This is a genomic window from Enterococcus sp. LJL120, from assembly GCF_054871765.1.
Genome location: NZ_JBTXLV010000005.1, coordinates 128,962 through 150,031, shown reverse-complemented (window position 1 = coordinate 150,031; position 21,070 = coordinate 128,962). Strand labels below are relative to the sequence as shown.

Here is a 21,070-nt window from a genome sequence, read left to right as displayed (position 1 = left end):
TAAAAACTATCACGGACAAAATCAGTAATTACTTGCAGTTAAAACTGGGAAGTGCTATCATCAATTAAACATGAAAATAAATTCATATAAAAGAGGCAACTTAGATGACAGATGGACAACAACCACAGCAAATCAAGCGCGCGTTTAAAATTGGAATCGTGATTAATTTAATTTTTGTAGCAGTGGAGGCAGCTTTTGGCTTTACAGCGAATTCTTTATCGCTGATTGCCGATGCTGGTCATAATCTCAGCGATGTCTTAGGACTATTGGTTTCTTGGATTGCTTTACTGCTGAGTCAGCGGCAACGGGATAAATTTCGCACTTACGGTTATAAACGCAGTTCGATTTTGGCGGCATTGTTTAATGCTGTCATCTTATTAGTGGCAGTTGGCGGCATTATCTTGGAGGCCCTGCAGCGTTTCGGCAATCCACAACCTGTGGCAGAAAATGATGTCATGCTAGTGGCTTTTATCGGAATTTTAATCAATGGCGGGACAGCGTTGCTCTTTATGAAGAGCCAACAGCGGGATTTAAATGTCAAAGGAGCCTTTTTACACATGGCCGCCGATACTTTAGTCTCTGTCGGCGTAGTGATTGCTGCGCTAATAATAAAATTGACTAATTGGTTTTGGTTGGACCCAGTGATGAGTTTAATCATTGCGTTGGTAATTTTTAGCGGCACTTGGGGCTTGCTAAAGGAATCTTTAAACTTGTCCCTTGATGCTGTTCCAAAAGAAATTGATTTAGCGGCAGTGGAGAAATTTATTTTACAGCAGCCGACAGTCGTTGATTTGCATGATTTGCATATCTGGGCAATTTCGACAACCGAAAATGCCTTGACGGTCCATGTCTGCCGTTCGACCTTGGCAGAGAACAATCAATTTTTGGCAGAGCTCGATCATCAATTAACAAAAAAATTCCCTCTAAATCATATTACAATTCAAGTCGAGTTGGGTAAAATTACTGATGAATCTGTTAGCCATAGTATTTAAAAAAGCACCCACTAACCGTGATGGTTAGTGGGTTTTCTTTTGTAACGCTTAGTCTTTCGAAGCTTCGGCATTTTCAAAATGAATCTGCAAATTCTTCTCGTTGTAAATGCGACGCAGATATTGATAAAGCTGCATCAACTGGTCTTCACCGCCGGAATGATCCCAGAAGTAAACTGGTAATTGTGGATGTTTTTGTTTTAAGAGTAAAGAAGAACTCAAAATCAAATCATAGTCATAGCGGTTGCCAGACTGGTAAGTTTCTGTTTCGACAAAGCGCAAATCATCCAAGAATTGGTAAACCCATTTGACCAAGACAAAGTTGTGCTCCATTGCTAAACCAATCTTAATTTTGTGGGAGAATTCCAAGGAGTTGTAATATGGCAAAAGAATATTTTTATAAGATTTCACCATATAAGGTTTTACTTTTTTAACAAATGCGTATTGATCCTTATCTTCTGCATGGGTGAAAAATTCATCAATTTTTTGTTCCAATAAATATTCAGCATGTTCTTGCTCTTTAGCAGGTACGACCAAAGTTTGGATATTTGGAATCGGCTGCTCGGTCACATAGAAGGTAAAGCCAATATTTAATAAGTTCCCAATAACTAGCGGGCTATCCAAAACATTTGGCTGATTTTTAAATAAATCTTCCTTGATAAAGTTTAAAAACTCTTGATTCAAGCTGTAAATCGGATTTGGCCGAGTTGAAAAATCATAAATCGTTTGTTGCAGAGTAGCTTCATTTTCCATTGTATAGAAAGGAACATAATGGGCTAAGAAGAAGACAAAGCTTGTTTCGGCTTTTCTTTGTTTTGGCGTCATTTTAATATTTAGGTCTTCTGATAAGGCGTCAATCTGATCAAAATCATAATAAGAGTTTTTCTTCATCAAGAAGTCATAGCGCTTATCGTATTTTACAAAATTACCTTTTTGGATACGTGCTAAATACAAGGCGGCAAAATAGCGAATTTCCATTTGGCCAAAGTAGCTAAGGCTCAATGGGAAAAATTCTGAAACGCCATCCACCAATTCTTCCACCCGGTCTAAGTCAGTGTTAAAGGGAATTTCAATTCCCCGTGTGCCTAACCAGATTAAGTTAAACAGCATCACCCGTACAAGGCGTTCGTCGCCGACTAAATTCGCTTCAGTATAAGTTAAACGCAGATTATACTGTTTCAAATAGGCTTTTAATTTTTCCATTTTACGGGAAACAGTCGAGCGGCTGACAGAGTAGGTATCACAAAAATCGACAACATTTGGATGTTCTTCATTTAAAAAGTAAATGATGAACTGGAAGGGCACACTTTTTTTCAATAGATAGTAGCGATACTCGTCGACAGTTGAAGAAAGATTGAAGCAATTGACCTTACCAGCTCCTAGTAAAATACTTTTGTGCTGCGGGTTCAATTCCAATAATTCTTCGTCAATTTCAGTTAGGTCAATCACGGCCTGTTGATAGTTTAAGTTCATATCCTCAGCCAATTGGGAAATGGCATAGCTTTCACGACTGATTTGCATTAGGTAACGGAAAATTCGGTAACGGATTAAGGTAGATGAGTCAAACATTATTTCTTCATATAGCATGTCAGTTCCTCCTTTAATTCACTTTCATTTTAATAGAATCTGATAAAAAAGTCAGTTATCAGGTATTTTCTATGTTTTTTTTATTCTTTTGTTAAAGTTTAAGTCTAATATAAAACTAATTGTAAATCCAATGACAGCTGGAATTATCCAACCCATACCAATATTAAAGAAAGGCAAATAATTGCTACCAAAATTTATAATTTCTTTTATAAATGACCAATTTGAAATCCAAGCAGGTGCGGCGTTTAAGCCGTCGATAATAGCAGCGAACAACGTAAAATAAGTGGTCACTTGGTAGACCAAGCGGCGGTAACCAATTAAGGGTTCCAGCAATGGCAGCAAGATTAAAACAATTGCCAAAGGATAAAGAAACATCAAAACTGGTGTCGAAAATTCAATAATTTTCGTCAGGCCGACATTTGCGAAAAGACAGGGTAGGAAGCTGACAACTAAAATGTAAAAGTTGTAAGACTTCTTAGGAAATAAATCGGCAAATGTTTCAGAAAACGAGGTGATCAGACCGATAGCGGTTTTAAGACAGGCTGTAATGACAATCAGCGCTAAAATAAAACTGCCTAAGCCCCCTAAATAATAATTAGCCACTTGAGCCAGTGCAATTCCGCCATTTTCACTGACGGCAAAGCTGCCTAAGCTCATCGTTCCTAAATAGGCTAATAGGGTGTAGATAACGCCCATCAAAATAATGCTGATGGCCCCTGATTGAATCGTGTACTTCGCAATTGTTGCTTCCTTTTTAACGCCTAAATTTTTGACGGTTGAGATAATCACAATCCCAAAGGCTAAGGCTGCTAAAGCATCTAAAGTATTGTAGCCTTGCGTGAAGCCGGTTGAGAAGGCTTCGCTTTGATAGCTACCTTGAACAGCGGCATCAGTGATGCTGCCCAAAGGATTTATAAAGGCTAATAACAGTAAAAAACCTAACAGAATCAAAAAAATCGGATTTAAAAATTTGCCAACGTACACTAAAATTTTGGTGGGCTTGCGGGCAAACCCCCAGGCAATCAAGAAAAAAATGACGCTAAATAAAGCTAATACTAAAGGTTGTTGCTGGGCATTGATAAATGGGGCGATTCCAATTTCAAATGAAGTTGTTGCTAAACGGGGTAATGCAAAGAAGGGACCGATAACTAGATAAAGCAGAACGGTGAAAATTTTTGCATAACGTTGATTAACTTTACTGGCTAAGTCATAGACATTGCCACTGCCACTAATTGCCAAAGCGATGATTCCCAGAAACGGCAGACCGATTCCTGTCACGAGAAATCCCAGGTTGGCACTAAAAACATTGGCGCCAGCCTCTTGTCCTAAATGAATCGGAAAAATTAGATTACCAGCACCGAAAAAAAGACCAAAGAGCATCGAGCCGATAAAAAGCTTTTCCCTAAAGGATAACTTGTGTTCCACGTATATTCTCCTTAATTTTTAAAATACTAAAGACAAAAATAACAAAACAATCAAAAATATTCAATAAAAATATAATTAGAAATTAACTGTTACTTTTAACCTTGATTGCTTTGGAAGTATATCATTTTTTAGCAAAAAAATAAAAAGATATGGCTTAACATATCTTTTTATCAATATTTAATCCTCAAGAATCCGCTGTAGGAAAGCCTTCGTCCGCTCATGACGGGGGGTGACAAAAATATCCTCAGGAGTGCCTTCTTCTGCGATAATTCCTTGGTCCATAAAGATTACCCGGTCGGAAACATCTTTTGCAAAAGCCATTTCGTGGGTGACAATTACCATTGTCAAGCCGGTGTGGGCCAAAGCCTTCATAGTTTTTAAAACTTCTCCCACCATCTCTGGGTCAAGGGCTGAAGTCGGTTCGTCAAACAATAGCACATCAGGATTCATGGAAAGTGCGCGGGCAATGGCTACCCGTTGCTTTTGACCACCGGAGAGCTGACTAGGCTTCGCTTTAACAAAGCGAGCCATGCCAACTTTATCTAAATTTTCTAAAGCAATTTTTTCTGCCTCAGCTTTAGGACGCTTCAAGACAGAAATTTGACCAGAAGTACAGTTGTCCAGCACATTCATATTGTTGAATAAGTTAAATTGCTGGAAAACCATTCCTAAATGGGTCCGATATTTCGGCAAGTCGTAACCGGGAGTTAAAACATTTTGCCCGTGAAATAAAATTTCGCCGCTGGTAGGAATTTCTAACAAATTAATACAGCGTAAAAGCGTTGACTTACCTGAACCGGAGGAGCCGATAATTGTCACGACTTCTCCTTTTTGAATATCTAAGTGAATATCCTTTAAGACTTCGTTTTTACCGAAGTCTTTTTTTAAATGATTAATTTCAATAATATTTTCCATAGCTTACTCCTTCTTAGGAAAAAAATCTATCAGCAGTTATCAAAGCCCTTATTTATCTGCTTCAATTAAGACATCAGTGTTTTCAGCAGCTTCATAGCTGTCGGGACCATCCATGCGTTTTTCCACTACTCGTAAAATCCGGGTAATGGTAAAGGTCAAGACAAAATAAATCACGCAGATAATGGCATAAGTTTGGAAGAACATGTAATTTGTTCCGGCAGCAGATTTTCCTTGGAAAAATAATTCCGTCACAGAAATAATACTCAAGACAGAGGTATCTTTAATATTGATAACAAATTCATTGCCGGTAGCTGGTAAAATATTACGCATCACTTGAGGTAAGACGACCTTTAGCATCGTTTGACGATGGGTCATGCCGATTGCCTGAGCGGCTTCAAATTGGCCTTTGTCCACCGAGAAAATACCGCCACGAACGATTTCCGACATATAAGCTCCCGTGTTTACGGACACAATGATTAAAGCAGCAACAGTTCGATTCATATCTAAATTAAAGGCTAAAGCCATTCCATAATAGAAAACAGCCGCTTGTACAATCATCGGAGTTCCCCGGAAAATTTCAATATAGGCCGACAATACCCAGCCGAAGAATTTTTGCAGTCCGCGTTTAATTTTATTAGCTGCTAAAGGCGTTGTCCGATACACGCCGACTAAAAGGCCGATAAAGGTGCCGACAAAGGTTCCAATAATTGCCAGAAAAAGTGTCATGCCGGCCCCTTGTAAAAAGAGGGTGCCGTTTTGGCGAATAATCCGCACAAAAGCATTTTCACTGGTTCCGTCTGTGCTATTATCTTCAGCGGTGGCCGGTTGCGTTTCAATCGCATTGTCCATAATGTCAATCCGTTCATCTTCTGAGATGCCCGCTAAGATTTGATTAATCTCCGCTAGGTAAGGAGAATTTTTTTGTAATCCCACCGAGACTTGGACATCTTCTGGATTCACATTGAAGCCTTCACCATCCGCAAACTCGACCATTTTTAAATCAGGATTAACCTCCTGTGCGGTAACGCCTTCTGGTCGTTCGCTGACATAGCCGTCAATGGTGCCAGACTCTAAGGCGACCCGCATTGCGGCAAAATTATCATAGGCCGTCAGTTTTTCAACATCTGGAATTTGATCAATCACATCATAATGAAAGGTGCTCAGCTGAGCGGTAATTCTAGCGCCGGCAAAATCCGCTAAAGAGGTAGCTGTGGCATAGCGGGTATCGTTGCGGGTGACAATAACTAGATTTGATTCGTAATAGGCGTCAGTGAAATCAATTTCTTGGCGCCGTTCTTCAGTCGGTGACATACCGGCAATAATCGCATCAATCACACCAGATTGTAACGATGGCAATAAACCGTCCCACTCAGTTTTGACAATCACCAGCTCTTTGCCTAAACCAGCGGCAATTTTCTTGGCGATTTCGACATCATAGCCGCCAGCATAAGAGCTATCACCGGAAATCGGCACAGCACCGTTGGCATCAGTTTGCTGGGTCCAGTTAAACGGGGCATAGCCTGCCTCCATGCCCACGCGAAACTCACCGTTTGTTGTTGCAGTCTCACTTGTGGAGGTGGTGGCATTGGCAGCTTGCGGCCAAATTATCAAACACAGCAGCGCCGTCAGCAGTAAATAAAATTTTTTCATAAGTAGATTCCTTCCCTTAATTCCTCACGACAAAAAAACAGCCTAGCTAAATTGACTAGGCTGTATACATCTTCATGAACCGACATCCATAGCACAACTTAGCAATTTGCTAAGACAGTTCGCAAATTATTCATTTGCGCCCCAACATCAGCTTGATGAGTCAAGATGATATTTCGGCGGCCTTGCCTAGCTCTGCTTCATAGAAAAACTCATTTCTCGACAGGATTAATCAAGTCCGCGACCTCTACCTTAATAAGGTGTGTCATATTTAATTGTTATGGGCAAGTGTATGGTGAATTCAGAAAAATGTCAATGGTTTTTTAAATTTCTCTGAGAAGTCTGCTACAGGCAACGATTTTCAAGACAAAAAAACAAGAATTCCGATGAAAGAATTCTTGTCTTTGTTTTTCATTAAGCTGTTGCTTCTTTTGGTTCCCGGCCTAAGATTGCGTAAGCCAAAGCAATGACTAAGAGGATACCGATTAGCACCCAGATTAAGCTTGAATATTGAACAATAGCGAAGTATGACCGCCAAGTACGGAAAACAAACATCGTCACGCCCAATGCAATAACGGAAACAACATTTAAAAAGGCGAAAACCCAAAGATTTCCATTTTCTTTGCGGGATAAATAAAAAATACCGAAGAATAAACTTAATGCGATCCAAGCCATGTTTACAAGGATTAGACCCCAATAAATAATGTATGCCAATGCTACCATTTGATTCACCTCACTTTATATTCCGTAAATAGTTTATCACGTTCCCTTGAGATTGTCATGGTGAAAAAATAAACAAAGAGAAAACTTTGTAAGAATTCTCAGCAGAATATCACTTTTCCGAAAAATTAAGCTATACTAAGGAAAGATGAGGTGATGAGATGAAAACGATGACAATCAAGGAAAGCATTGAGTTGATGCGACAGGCGGAAAACATAACTTTTCTCACCGGCGCCGGAATTTCCACACCTTCGGGAATTCCAGATTATCGTTCGCTGCAGGGGGTCTATCAAGGAATGGCCGCACCAGAGTATTTATTAAGTCACACGGCTTTAATCCAAGAGCCGGCAAAATTTTATGAATTTGTTCAATTATTGTATCATCCAGATGCCAAGCCTAATGTGATTCACCAAAAAATGGCGGCCTTTGAAAAGCGCAAACCGACGTGGATTGTCACTCAAAATATTGATGGTCTCCACAGTAAAGCAGGCAGCCAACAATTAGTTGAGTTTCATGGCAGTTTGTATCACTGCCATTGCCGCGAATGTCGCTTACCTGTATCATGGCAAGAGTATCTTATTAGCGATGTTCATGAAAATTGTGGCGGGCAAATCCGACCAGAAGTTGTCTTATATGAAGAAGGCTTTCAAGAGACTGTCATTGAAAATGCCTTGCAGGCTGTGGCGACAGCAGATTTAATTGTGATTGTGGGCACGACTTTTCAAGTGCATCCATTTTGTGATTTAATCAACGGCAAGACGCAGCAAAAGGTTTTGGCGATTAATCAAACGCCTTTAGGGCACCCTTTGATTGATTATTTTTATCAAGGAGCAGCTGAGGAATTATTTAAACAAGTCTGAAAAAGAGAGGAATCACTAAATGAAGGCAGAAGAACTACGGGAACAGCGGCAAAAAATTGATGCTATCGATCAAGAAATTGTCGCTTTATTGGAAAAGAGAATGGCAGTGGTCAGCCAAATCGCCGCCATTAAAGGCGACAGTCAGGTTGTCTATGATTCCGCCAGAGAAGCGGTGGTTTTAGAGCAGGTGGCGGAGCTGGTTCAGCAAAAAGACTATCAAATGGCAATTCAAGAGACTTTTAAAGACGTGATGAAGCACTCCCGCAATTACCAAAATCAACAATTAAAGCAGGGTTGACAATGAATGATGGACAAAGAAGAAAAGAAATGATTATCGCCGCTTTAAAAGAGGCTGAAAAACCAATCAGTGCCCAAAAATTTGCCAAGGAACTAGGGGTGAGCCGCCAAATTATCGTTGGTGACGTGGCTTTATTGCGAGCTAGCGGCCAACAGATTATGGCCACCGCCAGAGGTTATTTATTAGCCGGTGACGAGAGCGGCATCACCGCAAAAATTGCCGTCCAGCATGGTCCGGATCAAACGGAAGAGGAGCTGAATATAATCGTGGCAAATGGCGGTGAAATTTTAGACGTGATTGTCGAGCATCCCTTATATGGGGAACTGCAGGGAAATTTGCAAATTAAAACCTTTGCAGATGTTCGTCGCTTTATTGCAGACTATCAAAAAGCTGAAGCCACCTTGCTGTCAGAATTGACAGAAGGGATTCATCTGCACACGATTCGCTTTCAGACAGAGGCTGATTTAGTCAAAATCAAACAAGCCTTACAGGAGCAGCAGATTCTATATCAGGAAAAATAAAATACCAGTTCCCCGACTTAAACTCTAAGGGAAAGCGCCAAAAATTTCGGTTTTGGTGGCCATCGATTAAGTCAGGAACTGGTATTATGGTTTATTCTAAAACTAAGACGCCATCTTTTAAGGCGTATGGATTTTCAGCATCGATGTGGTCATAGAACATCACACCGTTTAAATGATCAATTTCATGCTGAACGACAATCGCTTGATAATTTTTCAAGCGAATTTTTTGCTGCTGCCCTGTTGCGTCAGTATAAGTGACCGTCACCCGTGCGTGGCGAACAACATACCCGGGCACTTCCCGGTCAACTGATAAACAGCCTTCGCCTTCACCAAGGCAGGCATCTTGAACAGAATGGCTGGCAATTTTTGGATTGTACATGACCGCACTTAACTGGGGCTCTGGTTTTTCCGGATCGTCACTGGGTACATGGACGGCGATAATTCTTTTAGAAATATCTAATTGCGGAGCAGCCAGACCAACGCCTCCTCTTAGTTGCAATTCCTCAGCCTTGACGGGGTCTTGGCTGTTGATTAAAAATTCCAGCATATCTTTACCCAACTGCACATCCTCATCAGAGAGTGGCAAGCTGACTTCTTTAGCGACTTCCCGCAGGGTTGGATGGCCTTCGCGGATAATATTTTCCATGGTAATCAAAATTCTAAATCCCCTTCCTTCAATTAAAGATGGACCTGAAAAAGCTGGTCAGCTGTTCTTTAACTGATTCTCGTGAACTAAGTTTAACACAAATTTTTAGCAATGGTATAGAGTTGTTGACCGATAGCTTTTTCAGCGAAAACTTTTCTTAAGAAAATTATCATTGGCAGCTTGCTGTTTTGTCTGAGGACAGCAACTGAAAGCAATTTCTGAGATTCCCTAAAAATTCCCTAAAAAAAGCCGGCTTTCCCAGGTCGGACTATTGCTTTTTTTAACAAATTCAAGTAAAGTATACTCTGTGCTAAGGCACCGCCTATCACTTGGTTTGACGAATCACCAACGTCTTACTCAGTCATGGGGAGAATATTTTAGAAAGAGGTGGAAAACATGGCAATTTCAAAAGAACGCAAAAACGAAATCATCGCTGATTACGCTCGCCATGAAGGAGATACTGGTTCACCAGAAGTACAAATCGCTGTATTAACGGAAGAAATCAATCACCTGAATGAGCATGCACGAGTTCACAAAAAAGATCACCATTCTTACCGTGGACTAATGAAAAAAGTTGGTCACCGTCGTAACTTGTTAGCTTACTTACGTAAAACTGACGTTCAACGTTACCGCGAATTAATCCAACGCTTAGGCTTACGTCGTTAATCAAAGGAAAGTGGGGTTCCAAGGGGATCTCACTTTTTTTCTGTAGGATCTACCGCCTGTTTTAAGGCGCAAAAATAAACCCCTCCAACCGCCAAGAGACCTTCTACTAACCAAATGAAAGTCTGAAAATTTTTTTAGATTTTCATTTGTTTAGTAGCGTGTCAGGGCAAGTTGGAAAAAAGGAGCAGAATATGTCAGAAAAACAAGTTTTTAAAACAAACTGGGGCGGACGCCCGCTAGAAGTTGAAATCGGACAAATGGCTAAACAAGCTAATGGAGCTGTTTTGGTTCGTTATGGCGACACAGTTGTACTAAGTGCTGCTGTAGCCTCAAAAGAAGCCAAGGATACTGATTTCTTCCCATTAACCATTAATTACGAAGAAAAAATGTATGCTGTCGGTAAAATCCCCGGCGGTTTCATCAAACGGGAAGGCCGTCCAAGCACCGATGCGACCTTGACGGCTCGTTTAATCGACCGTCCGATTCGACCAATGTTTGCTGATGGCTTCAGAAATGAAGTCCAAGTAACCAACATCGTCATGAGTGTTGAACAAGATTGCTCCCCTTCAATGGCGGCAATGTTTGGTTCATCATTGGCTTTAGCTATCTCAGATATTCCTTTTGACGGTCCAATTGCTGGTGTGGATGTCGGTCGGGTCAATGGCGAATATGTCTTAAACCCAACTGTTGAACAAGCCGAACAAACCGATATTTCCTTAACGGTTGCTGGTACTAAAAAAGCCATCAACATGGTGGAATCTGGTGCCAAAGAAGTTTCTGAAGAAGATATGTTAGGCGCTTTACTCTTTGGTTTTGCAGCAATCCAAGAATTGGTTGCTTTCCAAGAAGAAATCGTTGCAGCAGTCGGCAAAGAAAAAATGACTGTGACTTTATTAGAAGTCAATCCAGACTTGAAAAAAGAAATCTTTGCTGAATATTATCCTGTCATGAAGGAAGCGGTCTTAACCGAAGAAAAATTGGCTCGGGAAGACAATATAGAAGCCGTCAAAGAAAAAGTTAAAGAAGTTTACGGTGAAAAATATGCCAATGTTGAATTAGAAGACATTGACCAAGTACAAATCACCAAAGAAATCAAACAAATTGCCGAAGACTTAGAAAAAGATGTCGTTCGGGAATTAATTACCATTGATAAAATCCGTCCTGATGGCCGTAAATTAGACGAAATTCGTTCATTGTCTTCAGAAGTCGGTATCTTACCACGGGTCCATGGTTCAGGTTTATTCACACGGGGACAAACGCAAGCATTGTCAGCGGCGACTTTAGCGCCCCTTGGGGAACATCAAATTATTGACGGCTTAGGCGTGGAGGATTCAAAACGCTTTATCCATCATTATAATTTCCCACAATTTTCAGTTGGTTCAACTGGCCGGGCCGGTTCACCAGGTCGTCGGGAAATTGGTCACGGTGCGCTAGGTGAACGGGCCTTAGCACAAGTGATTCCAAGTGAACAAGACTTCCCTTACACAATTCGTTTAGTAGCCGAAGTCTTAGAATCAAATGGTTCTTCTTCTCAAGCAAGTATCTGTGCCGGAACCTTAGCTTTGATGGATGCTGGTGTGCCGATTAAAGCACCGGTTGCCGGAATTGCGATGGGTCTGGTATCTGATGGGGAAAATTACACCATCTTAACAGATATTCAAGGCTTAGAAGACCATTTAGGCGACATGGACTTTAAAGTGGCTGGGACTAAAGACGGTATCACCGCTTTACAAATGGATATTAAAATCCAAGGAATCACTGAACAAATTCTATCTGAAGCTTTGACACAAGCCAAAAAAGCGCGGATGGAAATTTTAGCTGAATTAACTTCAACCTTAGCAGAACCACGGAAAGAATTAAGCAAGTATGCACCTAAGATTGAAATGATTCAAATTGAACCAGCCAAAATCAAAGACGTCATCGGTAAAGGCGGCGAAACCATTAATGGTATCATCGATGAAACCGGCGTTAAAATTGATATCGATCAAGAAGGTAACGTCAGCATCGCTTCTGCGGATGCGGAAATGATTCAAAAAGCCATCAAGATCATTCAAGACTTAACCAAAGAAATTCAAGTTGGCGAAGTTTACTTAGGTAAAGTGGTCCGCATTGAAAAATTTGGCGCCTTCGTGAATTTAATCAAGGGCAAAGATGCATTAGTGCATATCTCGCAATTAGCTAACGAACGGGTTAACAAAGTGGAAGACGTTGTGAAACTTGGCGATGAAGTGCTGGTGAAAGTAACGGAAATCGACAGACAAGGCCGGGTTAATGCTTCCCGCAAAGCCATGTTAAAAGACGAGAAAAACGACGAAACAAAATAATTACCTTACAAGACTGCTGCAAGTCGGTGAAAACTGATTTGCAGCAGTTTTTTTGATTTGAAACAGAATGTATTATTTATCAAACTGGTTCCTCGCTACTTAGTGACAGTAAAAATACTGGCTGAGCCGCTACAATTATTTTAATCAAACCGGTAAAAATTTTTTTTGCCGATTTTTAAAATATCGCCAGTCGTGATAGTCAAAGATAAATCTTCAAGATCTAACAAGTGTTGATTCAAATGGACGCCGTTTTGCTGCAATAGGCGACGAAAGGCACTTTTACTGACAATAATTTTCTTTTCAATTAATAGTGGTAGTAAATTTTCCAAAGTTGTCGCCTGCTGAAGCTCAATCAGCGGCATATCTTCTGGCATAGCTCCCTGCTGAAAAACTTTTTTGAATTCTCGCGCCGCCGCATCTGCCAGAGGGCGGCCGTGGTATAAGGTGGTAATTTCGAGAGCTAATTCCAGCTTAATATCCCGAGGATTTTCGCCAGCCGACAGCCGTTGAGATAGTTCACTTATCTGCTGAGGATGCAGATCTGTCGCTAATTCAAAGTATTTGATAATTAAATTGTCTGGCACCTCCATGACTTTTTTGAACATAATCCGCGGGGCTTCGTTGACGCCGATGTAATTATTTAAACTCTTGCTCATCTTATTAACACCATCTAAGCCTTCTAGTAGCGGCATAAAAATGGCGACCTGTTTCGCTAAATTTTGCTGTTGCTGTAATTGCCGTCCCATCAAAATATTAAAAGTTTGATCGGTGCCGCCTAATTCAATATCAGCTGAAATGGCCACAGAATCTTGAGCCTGCATCAAGGGGTAGAAAAATTCATGCAACCCAATCGACACTTGGTTACGGTAGCGTGTTTGAAAATCATCCCGTTCTAACATGCGGGAAATGGTTGTGCTGCTAGCCAAACGCAGCACCTCAGCGAAATTCATTTTAGCCAGCCACTCACTGTTAAAACGGACGGAGGTTTTTTGTGAATCTAAAATCTTGGTCAGCTGCGCAACGTAGGTTTTGGCATTTGCTTGAACTTGCTGGGCTGATAATTGCTGGCGACCTTGAGTTTTTCCAGTCGGGTCGCCGATTTGGCCGGTGAAATCACCAATGATTAAGACAACGTGATGGCCCAAGTCTTGCAGCTGTTTCATCTTCCGTAGCACCACGGCATGCCCCAAATGAATATCAGGGGCAGAAGGGTCTAGCCCTAATTTGATAATCAATGGTGTTTTGGTAACAATAGAGCTTTGTAGTTTTTCTAATAAATCCGCCTCTGAAATAATTTCCTGCGCACCTTTTTTAATCATGACCAATTGTTCTTCTGCTTGCATTTTACCCACTCCTTTTTTAATAAAAAAAAACGCCCTTCAGCTTATTCAGCTAAAGGACGTCCAACAGACGTGTTACCACCTAAATTCAGAAATTGCTCAGACAATTTCCCTCAACAAGTACCTCTGATACTTGTGCGTTTTTAACGGACGCAAGCCCGATTCCCCTACTAAAAATTCAGGTGACAGCTCAAAGATGTATTCCTAAAAGTTTTCTTTGCGCCTCTCATCAGCCGGCTGCTTTCTGTAAAATACCACTTAAAGTACTCGTTCTTCTCAACACTTGTGTATGAAATTATCAGCAGTTTAGCATTTGTGCTTTCAGCTTGTCAAGCTTTCTTGGAGGTTTCTACCATAATCCCGGCTCGGCTGTGACCAAAATTTCTTCTTTAGAAAACGGGTGGGGCATTTTAAGCTGATAGGCGTGAAGAGATAGCCGGTGCTTACGACTACCGGGATTATACAAAGGATCGCCGACCAGTGGATGGCCGATACTTAATAAATGCACGCGAATCTGATGAGTGCGGCCAGTCTCCAGCTGGCAAATTATCTTAGAGGTTGCGCCGCTTTTGACGACATGCACATGGGTGATGGCTGCTTGGCCATTCTTAGGATCGATAATTCGCTTGCGGCGGTCATGACGGTCACGGCCGATTTTTTTGGCAATCGTCAGATCCTCTTTCAGCTGACCTTTAACGATTGCTTGATAAAACCGCTGAATTTGTTTACTTTCCAAGAGACGACCTAAAATCGGCAGCACCAACGGATTTTTGGCAAAGACGATACAGCCGCTAGTTTCTTTGTCCAAACGATGCACGACAAACGGCTGAGTTCCTGTTGGTTTTAGATAGGCGGCCAAGTGGTTTAATAGAGTATCATTTTCCGTCGGCTGATTGGGATGAGTTTTAATACCAGCCGGTTTATTGACAACGATAACATGCTCGTCTTCAAAGAGAACGTTAACCAATGCGGGATTGCCCAGTGCAATTGCTTGATGCTGATAATCCTCAGCCTCCAAGACTAGCGTAATCTGATCGCCGCCGTGAACAATTTGGTGAAACATAGCAGTCTGCTTGTTGACCGCAATATTTTTACGAATTCGTAAAAAATGGCGGACTTTTCGTGGGACCAGCCATTCTTCTTCCAAAAGCTGGCGTAGCGTGATTTCCGGATGATTTTTTGGCAAGGTGATTGTATATTCCATGGGAGCTCCTTAAAATTTATCAGATATTTAATAGTTTTGTAGGATATTCCTTACATTTATCCTCTATAATCAGAGGGCTATCCTAAAATTTTAGAACAGTTAGACTTATGGTAAACTATATAGCATATTTTACAATTTTTATTGGAAACGGAGTAGCCTTAAATGGATTTTCAAGGAATTTTAAAAAAAATCGGCGAAGGGTTTAAAAAGTTTTGGCACTGGCTTAAGCCATATCTATCAAGATTTCATCAAGCCCGTAAGCGGATTTGGAAAAAATATCACATCAATAAAATTATTATTTTATTATCCTTAGTAGCAGTTTTAGTTACTAGCATTTATCTTTATACAGTTGCTAAATCAGTCGATGTAGCCGATTTGGAATCAAATTTGCGGGCCTCCACCGTAGTTTATGACAAAGATGGGGAAGAAGCGGGCTCTTTGACAGGAACTTTCGGTCAGAAAGGTACCTACACGGATTTGGCGAATATTTCAACTTATATTCAACAGGCGGTGATTGCCACAGAGGATAAAACCTTTTATAGTCATAATGGCTTCAGTATTAAGGGGATTTTACGGGCGGCCTTTAACTCGCTGCGATCAGGTTCGATTGCCGGTGGTGGGAGTACCATCACCCAGCAATTAGCTAAAAATGCCTTTTTAACCCAAGATCAAACCTTGACCCGGAAAGCCAAAGAATTATTTATGGCGATTGAAATTGAGAAAAAATACTCTAAAGATCAAATTTTAGAAATGTATCTGAATAATGGTTATTTTGGAAATGGCGTTTGGGGCGTTGAAGATGCAGCTCAGAAATATTTTGGTGTTAGCGCTAGTGAAGTCACCATCAGCGAAGCGGCCATGCTGGCTGGCATGCTGAAGGGACCGAGCATTTACAATCCAATCGATAATCCAGAAAATGCCAACAATCGGAAAAGCACGGTGCTTTCTTTGATGCTGGAGGATGCCGTTATTACACAAGAGCAATATGATGCTGAAAACAGCGTCGATATTACAACATTGCTTTATGATAATTATGAAGCCAAAGATGACTACAGCTATCCCTATTATTTTGATGCAGTTATCAATGAAATCACCAATGAATATGGTATTGATGAGGAAGATTTGTTACAGGATGGTTATCAGATTTATACAGCCTTAGATCAAAATCAGCAAACTGCCATGCAGACAGTTTTTGAAAATGATTATCTCTTCCCGGATGCGGCAGCAGATGGGCAAATCGTTCAATCCGGCTCAGTTGCCGTTGACCCTAATACCGGTGGTGTAACAGCCTTGGTGGGGGGCAGAGGCGATTATACCCTGAGGGGCTTTAACTATGCCACTCAGACACAACGCGCACCGGGCTCCACTTTAAAACCAATTAGTGTTTATACGGCTGCCTTAGAGGCGGGTTACACGCCAAGCAGTATTTTACAGGATACGGCACTGGATTATTATGATGTTAAGAACTATGATGGCACCTATTCCGGTGAAGTCCCCATGTATCAGGCAGTTGCCCAAAGTTTAAATAGTCCGGCTGTCTGGCTGCTAAATGAAATTGGTGTCGATGTCGGCTATGCCGAAACGCAAAAATTTGGCATTCCACTGGCAGAATCAGATGCTTATTATGGTCTCGCCCTAGGTGGCTTGGAAAAGGGTGTGTCTCCGCAACAGATGGCTGAAGCTTATGCGGTCTTTGCCAATGGCGGCACCTTGTATGACACTCATCTAGTTACTAGAATTGTGGATTCTAGCGGCGCCGTGATTGTCGACAACACAGATCAAAGTGGCTCGAAAGTGACCAGCAGTGATGTCACGGATGCTATGACGAGTATGCTATTAGGAGTCTTTTCAAATGGGACAGGTTCAAGAGCCAATCCTAGCGGGTATACGCTGGCAGGGAAAACTGGTACTCAAGAAGCCAGTTTCTCAGATACAGCAAATAGTGACCAATGGATTGTCGGTTATACGCCTAATATCGTTGTCGCAACTTGGATTGGTTTTCCGACGACGGATGAAAGCCATTATCTTGAAGGCTCCAGCAGTACTGGAGTCGCGCCGGTCTTCAAGGCGCAGACGGAAGCTATTTTACCTTATGTGGAATCGGCCAGCTTTGATGTTGTTGACGCCTATTTGACAGATGGTCAAGTTGTCTCTACAGAGGATTACAATGATACAAGTGACAGCAGTGACTCCAGCTCTGATAGCAGTAGTAGCTGGTCAGATTCATTGAGTGGTGTTGGCGACAGCTTGAAGGAAATTGGTGGTCAGATAAAAGATGGCTTTGACAACCTTGTCGGCGGTGCCAGCGACTGGTGGAATTCAATTACCGGAGATTAATTTTGCCTATCAAAAGGTGGATTTCATGTTACAATAAAAGATATCAAGAAAAGGAGCTTATCCAAATGTCTAATATTTACGATAGTGCCAATCAAATCGAACAAGAAATCAGAACTTTACCTGAATTTAAAGCCCTACAGGAAGCTTTTGAAGCAGTTAAAGCTGACAGTGAAGCGTATCAAGTTTTCCAAGATTTCCAAGCATTGCAAATGCAATTACAAGAAAAAAGCATGCAAGGTCAAGAAATCACCGATGAAGATGCTACTAACGCACAGGAAATGGCAGCGAAAGTTCAAGCTGCACCATTAATTAATACTATGATGGAAAAGGAACAAGCCTTCAGCACAATTATGAATGACTTAAACCGCATCATCATGACGCCAGTACGGGAAATGTATCAAGGATAATTAAGTTAAAACTAAAGAGCTTCTCCGCCGATAAAATTATAGAGGTAAGTAATTGACCTTTAGAGTTTTCAGTCGCGATAGAGGCTCTTTTTTGTATTTTGGAAAATGAAAAAACCGAAGCTCTCTTAGAAAACCAAGTGCAGATTGCTAAAAATGAACAATTTGCTAAAGGCCGACTAGTGAGAGCTTCGGTTTTATTTATTTGCAATTGATAGGAAGGCTACGGTTAAGCGTAGGCCACGACAATTAAATTAACAGTATCATTGACACAAGCCTGCAGAGTAATTCTTTCACCGCCACCGCTTCCGGTAATGGTGCTCCAGTAATTAACACCGTCGCTAATACCGACAGCAGAATCATCGACTTGGAAAATTGAAGAGACTGTATAAGTGGTTGGTGTGCCGTTGCTGTCAGTGACAACAATCTGACTGCCAGAACCTAAACTGAAAATTGCTGAGAAAATACCAGGGTTATGGCCAATAAAATGTGTGTTTAAGCCATCTGTACCAGATTGAACAGCTGCACCTCCCCAAGTTGAAATCGTTCCGTTGGGATTGCTGTCAATAATGCTTTGACCGCTGCCTTGGCCGCCATTTTGGTAAGGGATGGCAGTGCCAGCAAGGTACATGGTCATTGCTGAATATGATGAAGTTGCTGAAACATTGGTCGATGTACTACTGCCTTGAGCAGCACTACTAGAATCGCTGGCTGCTGATGAATTATCAGCAGTTGTAGTAGATGAACTTGCAGCCGTTGTATCTTGGCTGACTGTTTGTGCAACTGCTTCAGGTTGAACAACTTCATTGACTGTGACTGTTTTAGTAGCTGTTCCAGTATTGCCAGCTTTATCAGTGACACTCAATTTAACTTCATAAGTGCCGGGTGTTTGGGTATCAACTGTACCTTCTGTTTGAATTTGATCTGTTACATCTTTATCAACATTATCTTTGGCGGTTACACCATCTAAAATATTTAAATCGGTTCCTTCATCAATTGTTACATCTTCAGTCGTAATTACCGGTGCAACATTATCTGTGAGAGAATCACCAGCTTCGGGAACATTTTCGATTAATTGAATTGAATCTTCTGTACTGTCAGCAGCCAGTTGATTAGCTAAGTCAACACTGCTTAAAGTTTCTGCATCTGCAACGTCTGCAGGAGTTAGTGATTGGTATGCCAAGGCACCACCTGAGACAAATACCGCACCAGCAACTAAAATTCCTACAACCATCAACTTTTTATTCGTATCTTTCATTTTTGGGTCCTCCAAATTTTTATTGGCGGATTCCATTTATCGATAAATCAAATCTACACCCATAGTATAGAGCCGATTCAGTAAAAGCTGTAGTTCCGGAATCGGTTTTGAAATAACAAAAGTGAAAAACCTTATGGCTCTCAAGGGTTTCCCGTTCAATTTCAAGAATTTTTCTGCATATATAAAAAAAGACAGATAAAATAACGTTCTCAGAATTTTTCGGAGGGGTAAAAAGTGAATGATTCCTTGAGTCGTCTGACTTGACAAGGGTTTTTGGAACTCATAAAAACATTTACATTTTTTCTTGAAAATAAAAAAATAGCACAAAAAAATTCTTCAAATTTTTCTAAATTTAGAAAAATTTGAAGAATTAAATAACTGTCACGAAATTTATTTCGCAGGCAATTTTTGGTTAAGGATTTTCTTGGTCATGATGATGGTTATGAAATGAAGTGCTGACTTTGTTTAAAATGTAAAGGACAATCACTAGTAGGAGAATTGAAATCGATAAGAGCAGAGTTTGCTCGGCTTCTCCATGGATTACCAGCAGCTGTCTTAAAATCGCAGTCAAGCTGATTAAGATCAAATAGCGAATCGGAATGTGATGACCTTCTTGAATATAGCGGACAATCATCATCACAAATTCAAACAACATAAAGAAGGAAGTAATCTCCGACATGATAATTGTAAAGTTGTCTGAATTGACAGGTTCAAAGATAAAACGCCACAAATCTAACAGATAGCGGGCCATAAAGATTAAAACGATAATGGCTAAGATTCCTAAAACAACATCTAAAATAATATTTAGAATTTTCTTTAATTCATGGTAACGGGTTTCATTCATATTTTCGGCTCCTTTTGTTTAATTTTACCATAAGAAAAACTTTTTGTTTTTGGATTTATCTTTTTTGCCGCCAAAAGGACATAAAAAGGACAGCAACTTTCTCTAGAAGAGATGGGTTGCTGTCCTTTTTGGGGTGGGCAATGGGGTAGTAAAAGCCGGCAATTTTACATATCTTTAATGGAAGAAATAGCTTTGCGAACCTTAGAAATAGATTCTTGGGCTGCTTCTGTCTTGGAAAACATCAAGATGACATAAAGCGAGTCCATGATACTCAGCTGAGAAATCCGCGAAGCCAATGCCTCAGAGCGGAATTCAGTTTCCTCAGAGATTGCGATAAAGACGACATCACCAAAGGCCGCTAAGGGTGAGCGGGCATAGCTGGTTAACACGATGATTTTGGCGCCAGTTTCTTTAATTAGTTTTGCAATGCGAATGGTTTCCTTTGATTTTCCAGTATGTGAAATCAAAATGGCACAATCATCTTTTGTCATCAAAGAAGCTTCCATTAATTGAATATGATAATCCGTGCTGTGGAAGACTGTTGCCGGCGAACGTAGAAACTTATGATAGGCATCAGTGGCGACAATTTCTGAGCCCCCCACACCAAAAAAGTATAAACGTTGGGCATTGTTGATATAGCTGACAGCTTTATCCAAATCCTCCTCAGTTAGGAGCTTTCTCGTGTCTGTTAGCGTTGAGATATTGGAGTCAAAGACTTTTTGAGCCTTTGTCAGATTGCTATCGTCTTTTTGAATATTTTCGTGAATAGAGATTGCCGGAAAATCTTTTTCTTGAGTTAAAAGAGCCATTTTGAAATCTTTGAAGCCATTATAACCGAGCTTTTTTGTAAACTGGAAAAAAGTCGAGTCAGCAATCGCCAGCTGATTGGCAATATCACTAATAGAACTGTGGCTGACCTGCAGGGGATTTTCTAAAATAAAATCGGCTATCCTTTGTTCTTTGGGACTAAAACTATCGTACATTGTCTTAATTTGTAAACGAATGGAGACAGTCATCTGGTACCCTCCTTTACGTTTTTCGGGTTCAGTTGTTTCTAAAGTAAAGATACAGCGTTTGCAAAAAAA

Annotated in this window: 19 protein-coding genes, 1 riboswitch and 1 other annotated feature; of the genes, 8 read left to right on the top strand and 11 right to left on the bottom strand. The window is 40.8% G+C overall.

Annotated features, from left to right (window positions below):
• Positions 1-104: 104 nt before the first annotated feature.
• On the top strand, positions 105-992 hold the full coding sequence (locus ACYSNU_RS09845; protein ID WP_461737048.1) for a cation diffusion facilitator family transporter: 888 nt from the start codon (positions 105-107) through the stop codon (positions 990-992).
• Positions 993-1,040: 48 nt separating this feature from the next.
• On the opposite strand, the gene ACYSNU_RS09840 is transcribed toward ACYSNU_RS09845, so the two are convergent.
• The 5 genes from ACYSNU_RS09840 to ACYSNU_RS09820 form a co-directional block, all read right to left on the bottom strand.
• Positions 1,041-2,576 (bottom strand): helix-turn-helix domain-containing protein, encoded by a 1,536-nt coding sequence (locus ACYSNU_RS09840; protein WP_265456319.1) that lies wholly within the window; start codon positions 2,574-2,576, stop codon positions 1,041-1,043.
• A gap of 69 nt (positions 2,577-2,645) precedes the next feature.
• Positions 2,646-4,001 carry a branched-chain amino acid transport system II carrier protein gene (gene brnQ, locus ACYSNU_RS09835; RefSeq protein ID WP_461737047.1) on the bottom strand — a complete coding sequence of 452 codons (1,356 nt, stop codon included), beginning with the start codon at positions 3,999-4,001 and terminating at the stop codon, positions 2,646-2,648.
• A 177-nt stretch (positions 4,002-4,178) separates the two neighbouring features.
• Positions 4,179-4,916, bottom strand: a complete 738-nt coding sequence (locus tag ACYSNU_RS09830; protein WP_461737046.1) for an amino acid ABC transporter ATP-binding protein — start codon at positions 4,914-4,916, stop codon at positions 4,179-4,181.
• Positions 4,917-4,964: 48 nt separating this feature from the next.
• Positions 4,965-6,566, bottom strand: coding sequence for an ABC transporter permease subunit (locus tag ACYSNU_RS09825; protein WP_461737045.1), 1,602 nt, complete (start codon positions 6,564-6,566; stop codon positions 4,965-4,967).
• An 81-nt stretch (positions 6,567-6,647) separates the two neighbouring features.
• Positions 6,648-6,821: riboswitch (Lysine riboswitch) on the bottom strand.
• Between the two features lie 156 nt (positions 6,822-6,977).
• Complete coding sequence (locus tag ACYSNU_RS09820; RefSeq protein ID WP_461737044.1) at positions 6,978-7,286, bottom strand: hypothetical protein; 309 nt, start codon at positions 7,284-7,286, stop codon at positions 6,978-6,980.
• A 158-nt stretch (positions 7,287-7,444) separates the two neighbouring features.
• Here ACYSNU_RS09820 and ACYSNU_RS09815 point away from each other — a divergent pair, with 158 nt between their 5' ends.
• Genes ACYSNU_RS09815 through ACYSNU_RS09805 form a run of 3 tightly spaced genes read left to right on the top strand, consistent with a single transcriptional unit; the run spans position 7,445 to position 8,962 of the window.
• Positions 7,445-8,143, top strand: coding sequence for an NAD-dependent protein deacylase (locus ACYSNU_RS09815; protein WP_461737043.1), 699 nt, complete (start codon positions 7,445-7,447; stop codon positions 8,141-8,143).
• Between the two features lie 19 nt (positions 8,144-8,162).
• Positions 8,163-8,441: a chorismate mutase gene (locus ACYSNU_RS09810; protein WP_461737042.1), complete on the top strand. Its 279-nt coding sequence runs from the start codon at positions 8,163-8,165 to the stop codon at positions 8,439-8,441.
• Between the two features lie 2 nt (positions 8,442-8,443).
• Positions 8,444-8,962, top strand: coding sequence for a 3H domain-containing protein (locus ACYSNU_RS09805; RefSeq protein ID WP_461737041.1), 519 nt, complete (start codon positions 8,444-8,446; stop codon positions 8,960-8,962).
• A gap of 91 nt (positions 8,963-9,053) precedes the next feature.
• Here ACYSNU_RS09805 and def read toward each other — a convergent pair whose 3' ends face one another.
• Positions 9,054-9,617, bottom strand: coding sequence for a peptide deformylase (gene def, locus ACYSNU_RS09800; protein ID WP_461737040.1), 564 nt, complete (start codon positions 9,615-9,617; stop codon positions 9,054-9,056).
• A gap of 387 nt (positions 9,618-10,004) precedes the next feature.
• On the opposite strand from def, the gene rpsO reads away from it, so the two are divergent.
• Both rpsO and pnp read left to right on the top strand, forming a co-directional pair.
• Complete coding sequence (gene rpsO, locus ACYSNU_RS09795) at positions 10,005-10,274, top strand: 30S ribosomal protein S15 (protein ID WP_265456304.1); 270 nt, start codon at positions 10,005-10,007, stop codon at positions 10,272-10,274.
• A 191-nt stretch (positions 10,275-10,465) separates the two neighbouring features.
• Complete coding sequence (gene pnp / locus ACYSNU_RS09790) at positions 10,466-12,598, top strand: polyribonucleotide nucleotidyltransferase (RefSeq protein WP_265456302.1); 2,133 nt, start codon at positions 10,466-10,468, stop codon at positions 12,596-12,598.
• 140 nt (positions 12,599-12,738) lie between these two features.
• Here the strand turns inward: pnp and tyrS are convergent, their stop codons facing one another.
• Together tyrS and ACYSNU_RS09780 are read right to left on the bottom strand one after the other, a co-directional pair.
• A complete protein-coding gene (gene tyrS, locus ACYSNU_RS09785; RefSeq protein WP_461737039.1) occupies positions 12,739-13,941 on the bottom strand; it encodes a tyrosine--tRNA ligase in 1,203 nt (400 codons plus the stop codon).
• A gap of 49 nt (positions 13,942-13,990) precedes the next feature.
• Positions 13,991-14,227 (bottom strand) — a binding site (T-box leader).
• A 60-nt stretch (positions 14,228-14,287) separates the two neighbouring features.
• A complete protein-coding gene (locus ACYSNU_RS09780) occupies positions 14,288-15,142 on the bottom strand; it encodes an RluA family pseudouridine synthase (protein ID WP_461737038.1) in 855 nt (284 codons plus the stop codon).
• Positions 15,143-15,304: 162 nt separating this feature from the next.
• Here ACYSNU_RS09780 and ACYSNU_RS09775 point away from each other — a divergent pair, with 162 nt between their 5' ends.
• On the top strand, positions 15,305-17,479 hold the full coding sequence (locus tag ACYSNU_RS09775; RefSeq protein ID WP_461737037.1) for a PBP1A family penicillin-binding protein: 2,175 nt from the start codon (positions 15,305-15,307) through the stop codon (positions 17,477-17,479).
• Between the two features lie 65 nt (positions 17,480-17,544).
• Positions 17,545-17,886 carry a YlbF/YmcA family competence regulator gene (locus tag ACYSNU_RS09770; RefSeq protein ID WP_461737036.1) on the top strand — a complete coding sequence of 114 codons (342 nt, stop codon included), beginning with the start codon at positions 17,545-17,547 and terminating at the stop codon, positions 17,884-17,886.
• Positions 17,887-18,112: 226 nt separating this feature from the next.
• On the opposite strand, the gene ACYSNU_RS09765 is transcribed toward ACYSNU_RS09770, so the two are convergent.
• From ACYSNU_RS09765 to ACYSNU_RS09755, 3 genes are all read right to left on the bottom strand, one after another.
• Complete coding sequence (locus ACYSNU_RS09765) at positions 18,113-19,141, bottom strand: immunoglobulin-like domain-containing protein (protein WP_461737035.1); 1,029 nt, start codon at positions 19,139-19,141, stop codon at positions 18,113-18,115.
• A gap of 412 nt (positions 19,142-19,553) precedes the next feature.
• Positions 19,554-19,985, bottom strand: coding sequence for a phosphate-starvation-inducible protein PsiE (gene psiE / locus ACYSNU_RS09760; RefSeq protein ID WP_461737034.1), 432 nt, complete (start codon positions 19,983-19,985; stop codon positions 19,554-19,556).
• 164 nt (positions 19,986-20,149) lie between these two features.
• Positions 20,150-21,001, bottom strand: coding sequence for a MurR/RpiR family transcriptional regulator (locus ACYSNU_RS09755; protein WP_461737033.1), 852 nt, complete (start codon positions 20,999-21,001; stop codon positions 20,150-20,152).
• Positions 21,002-21,070: the final 69 nt, after the last annotated feature.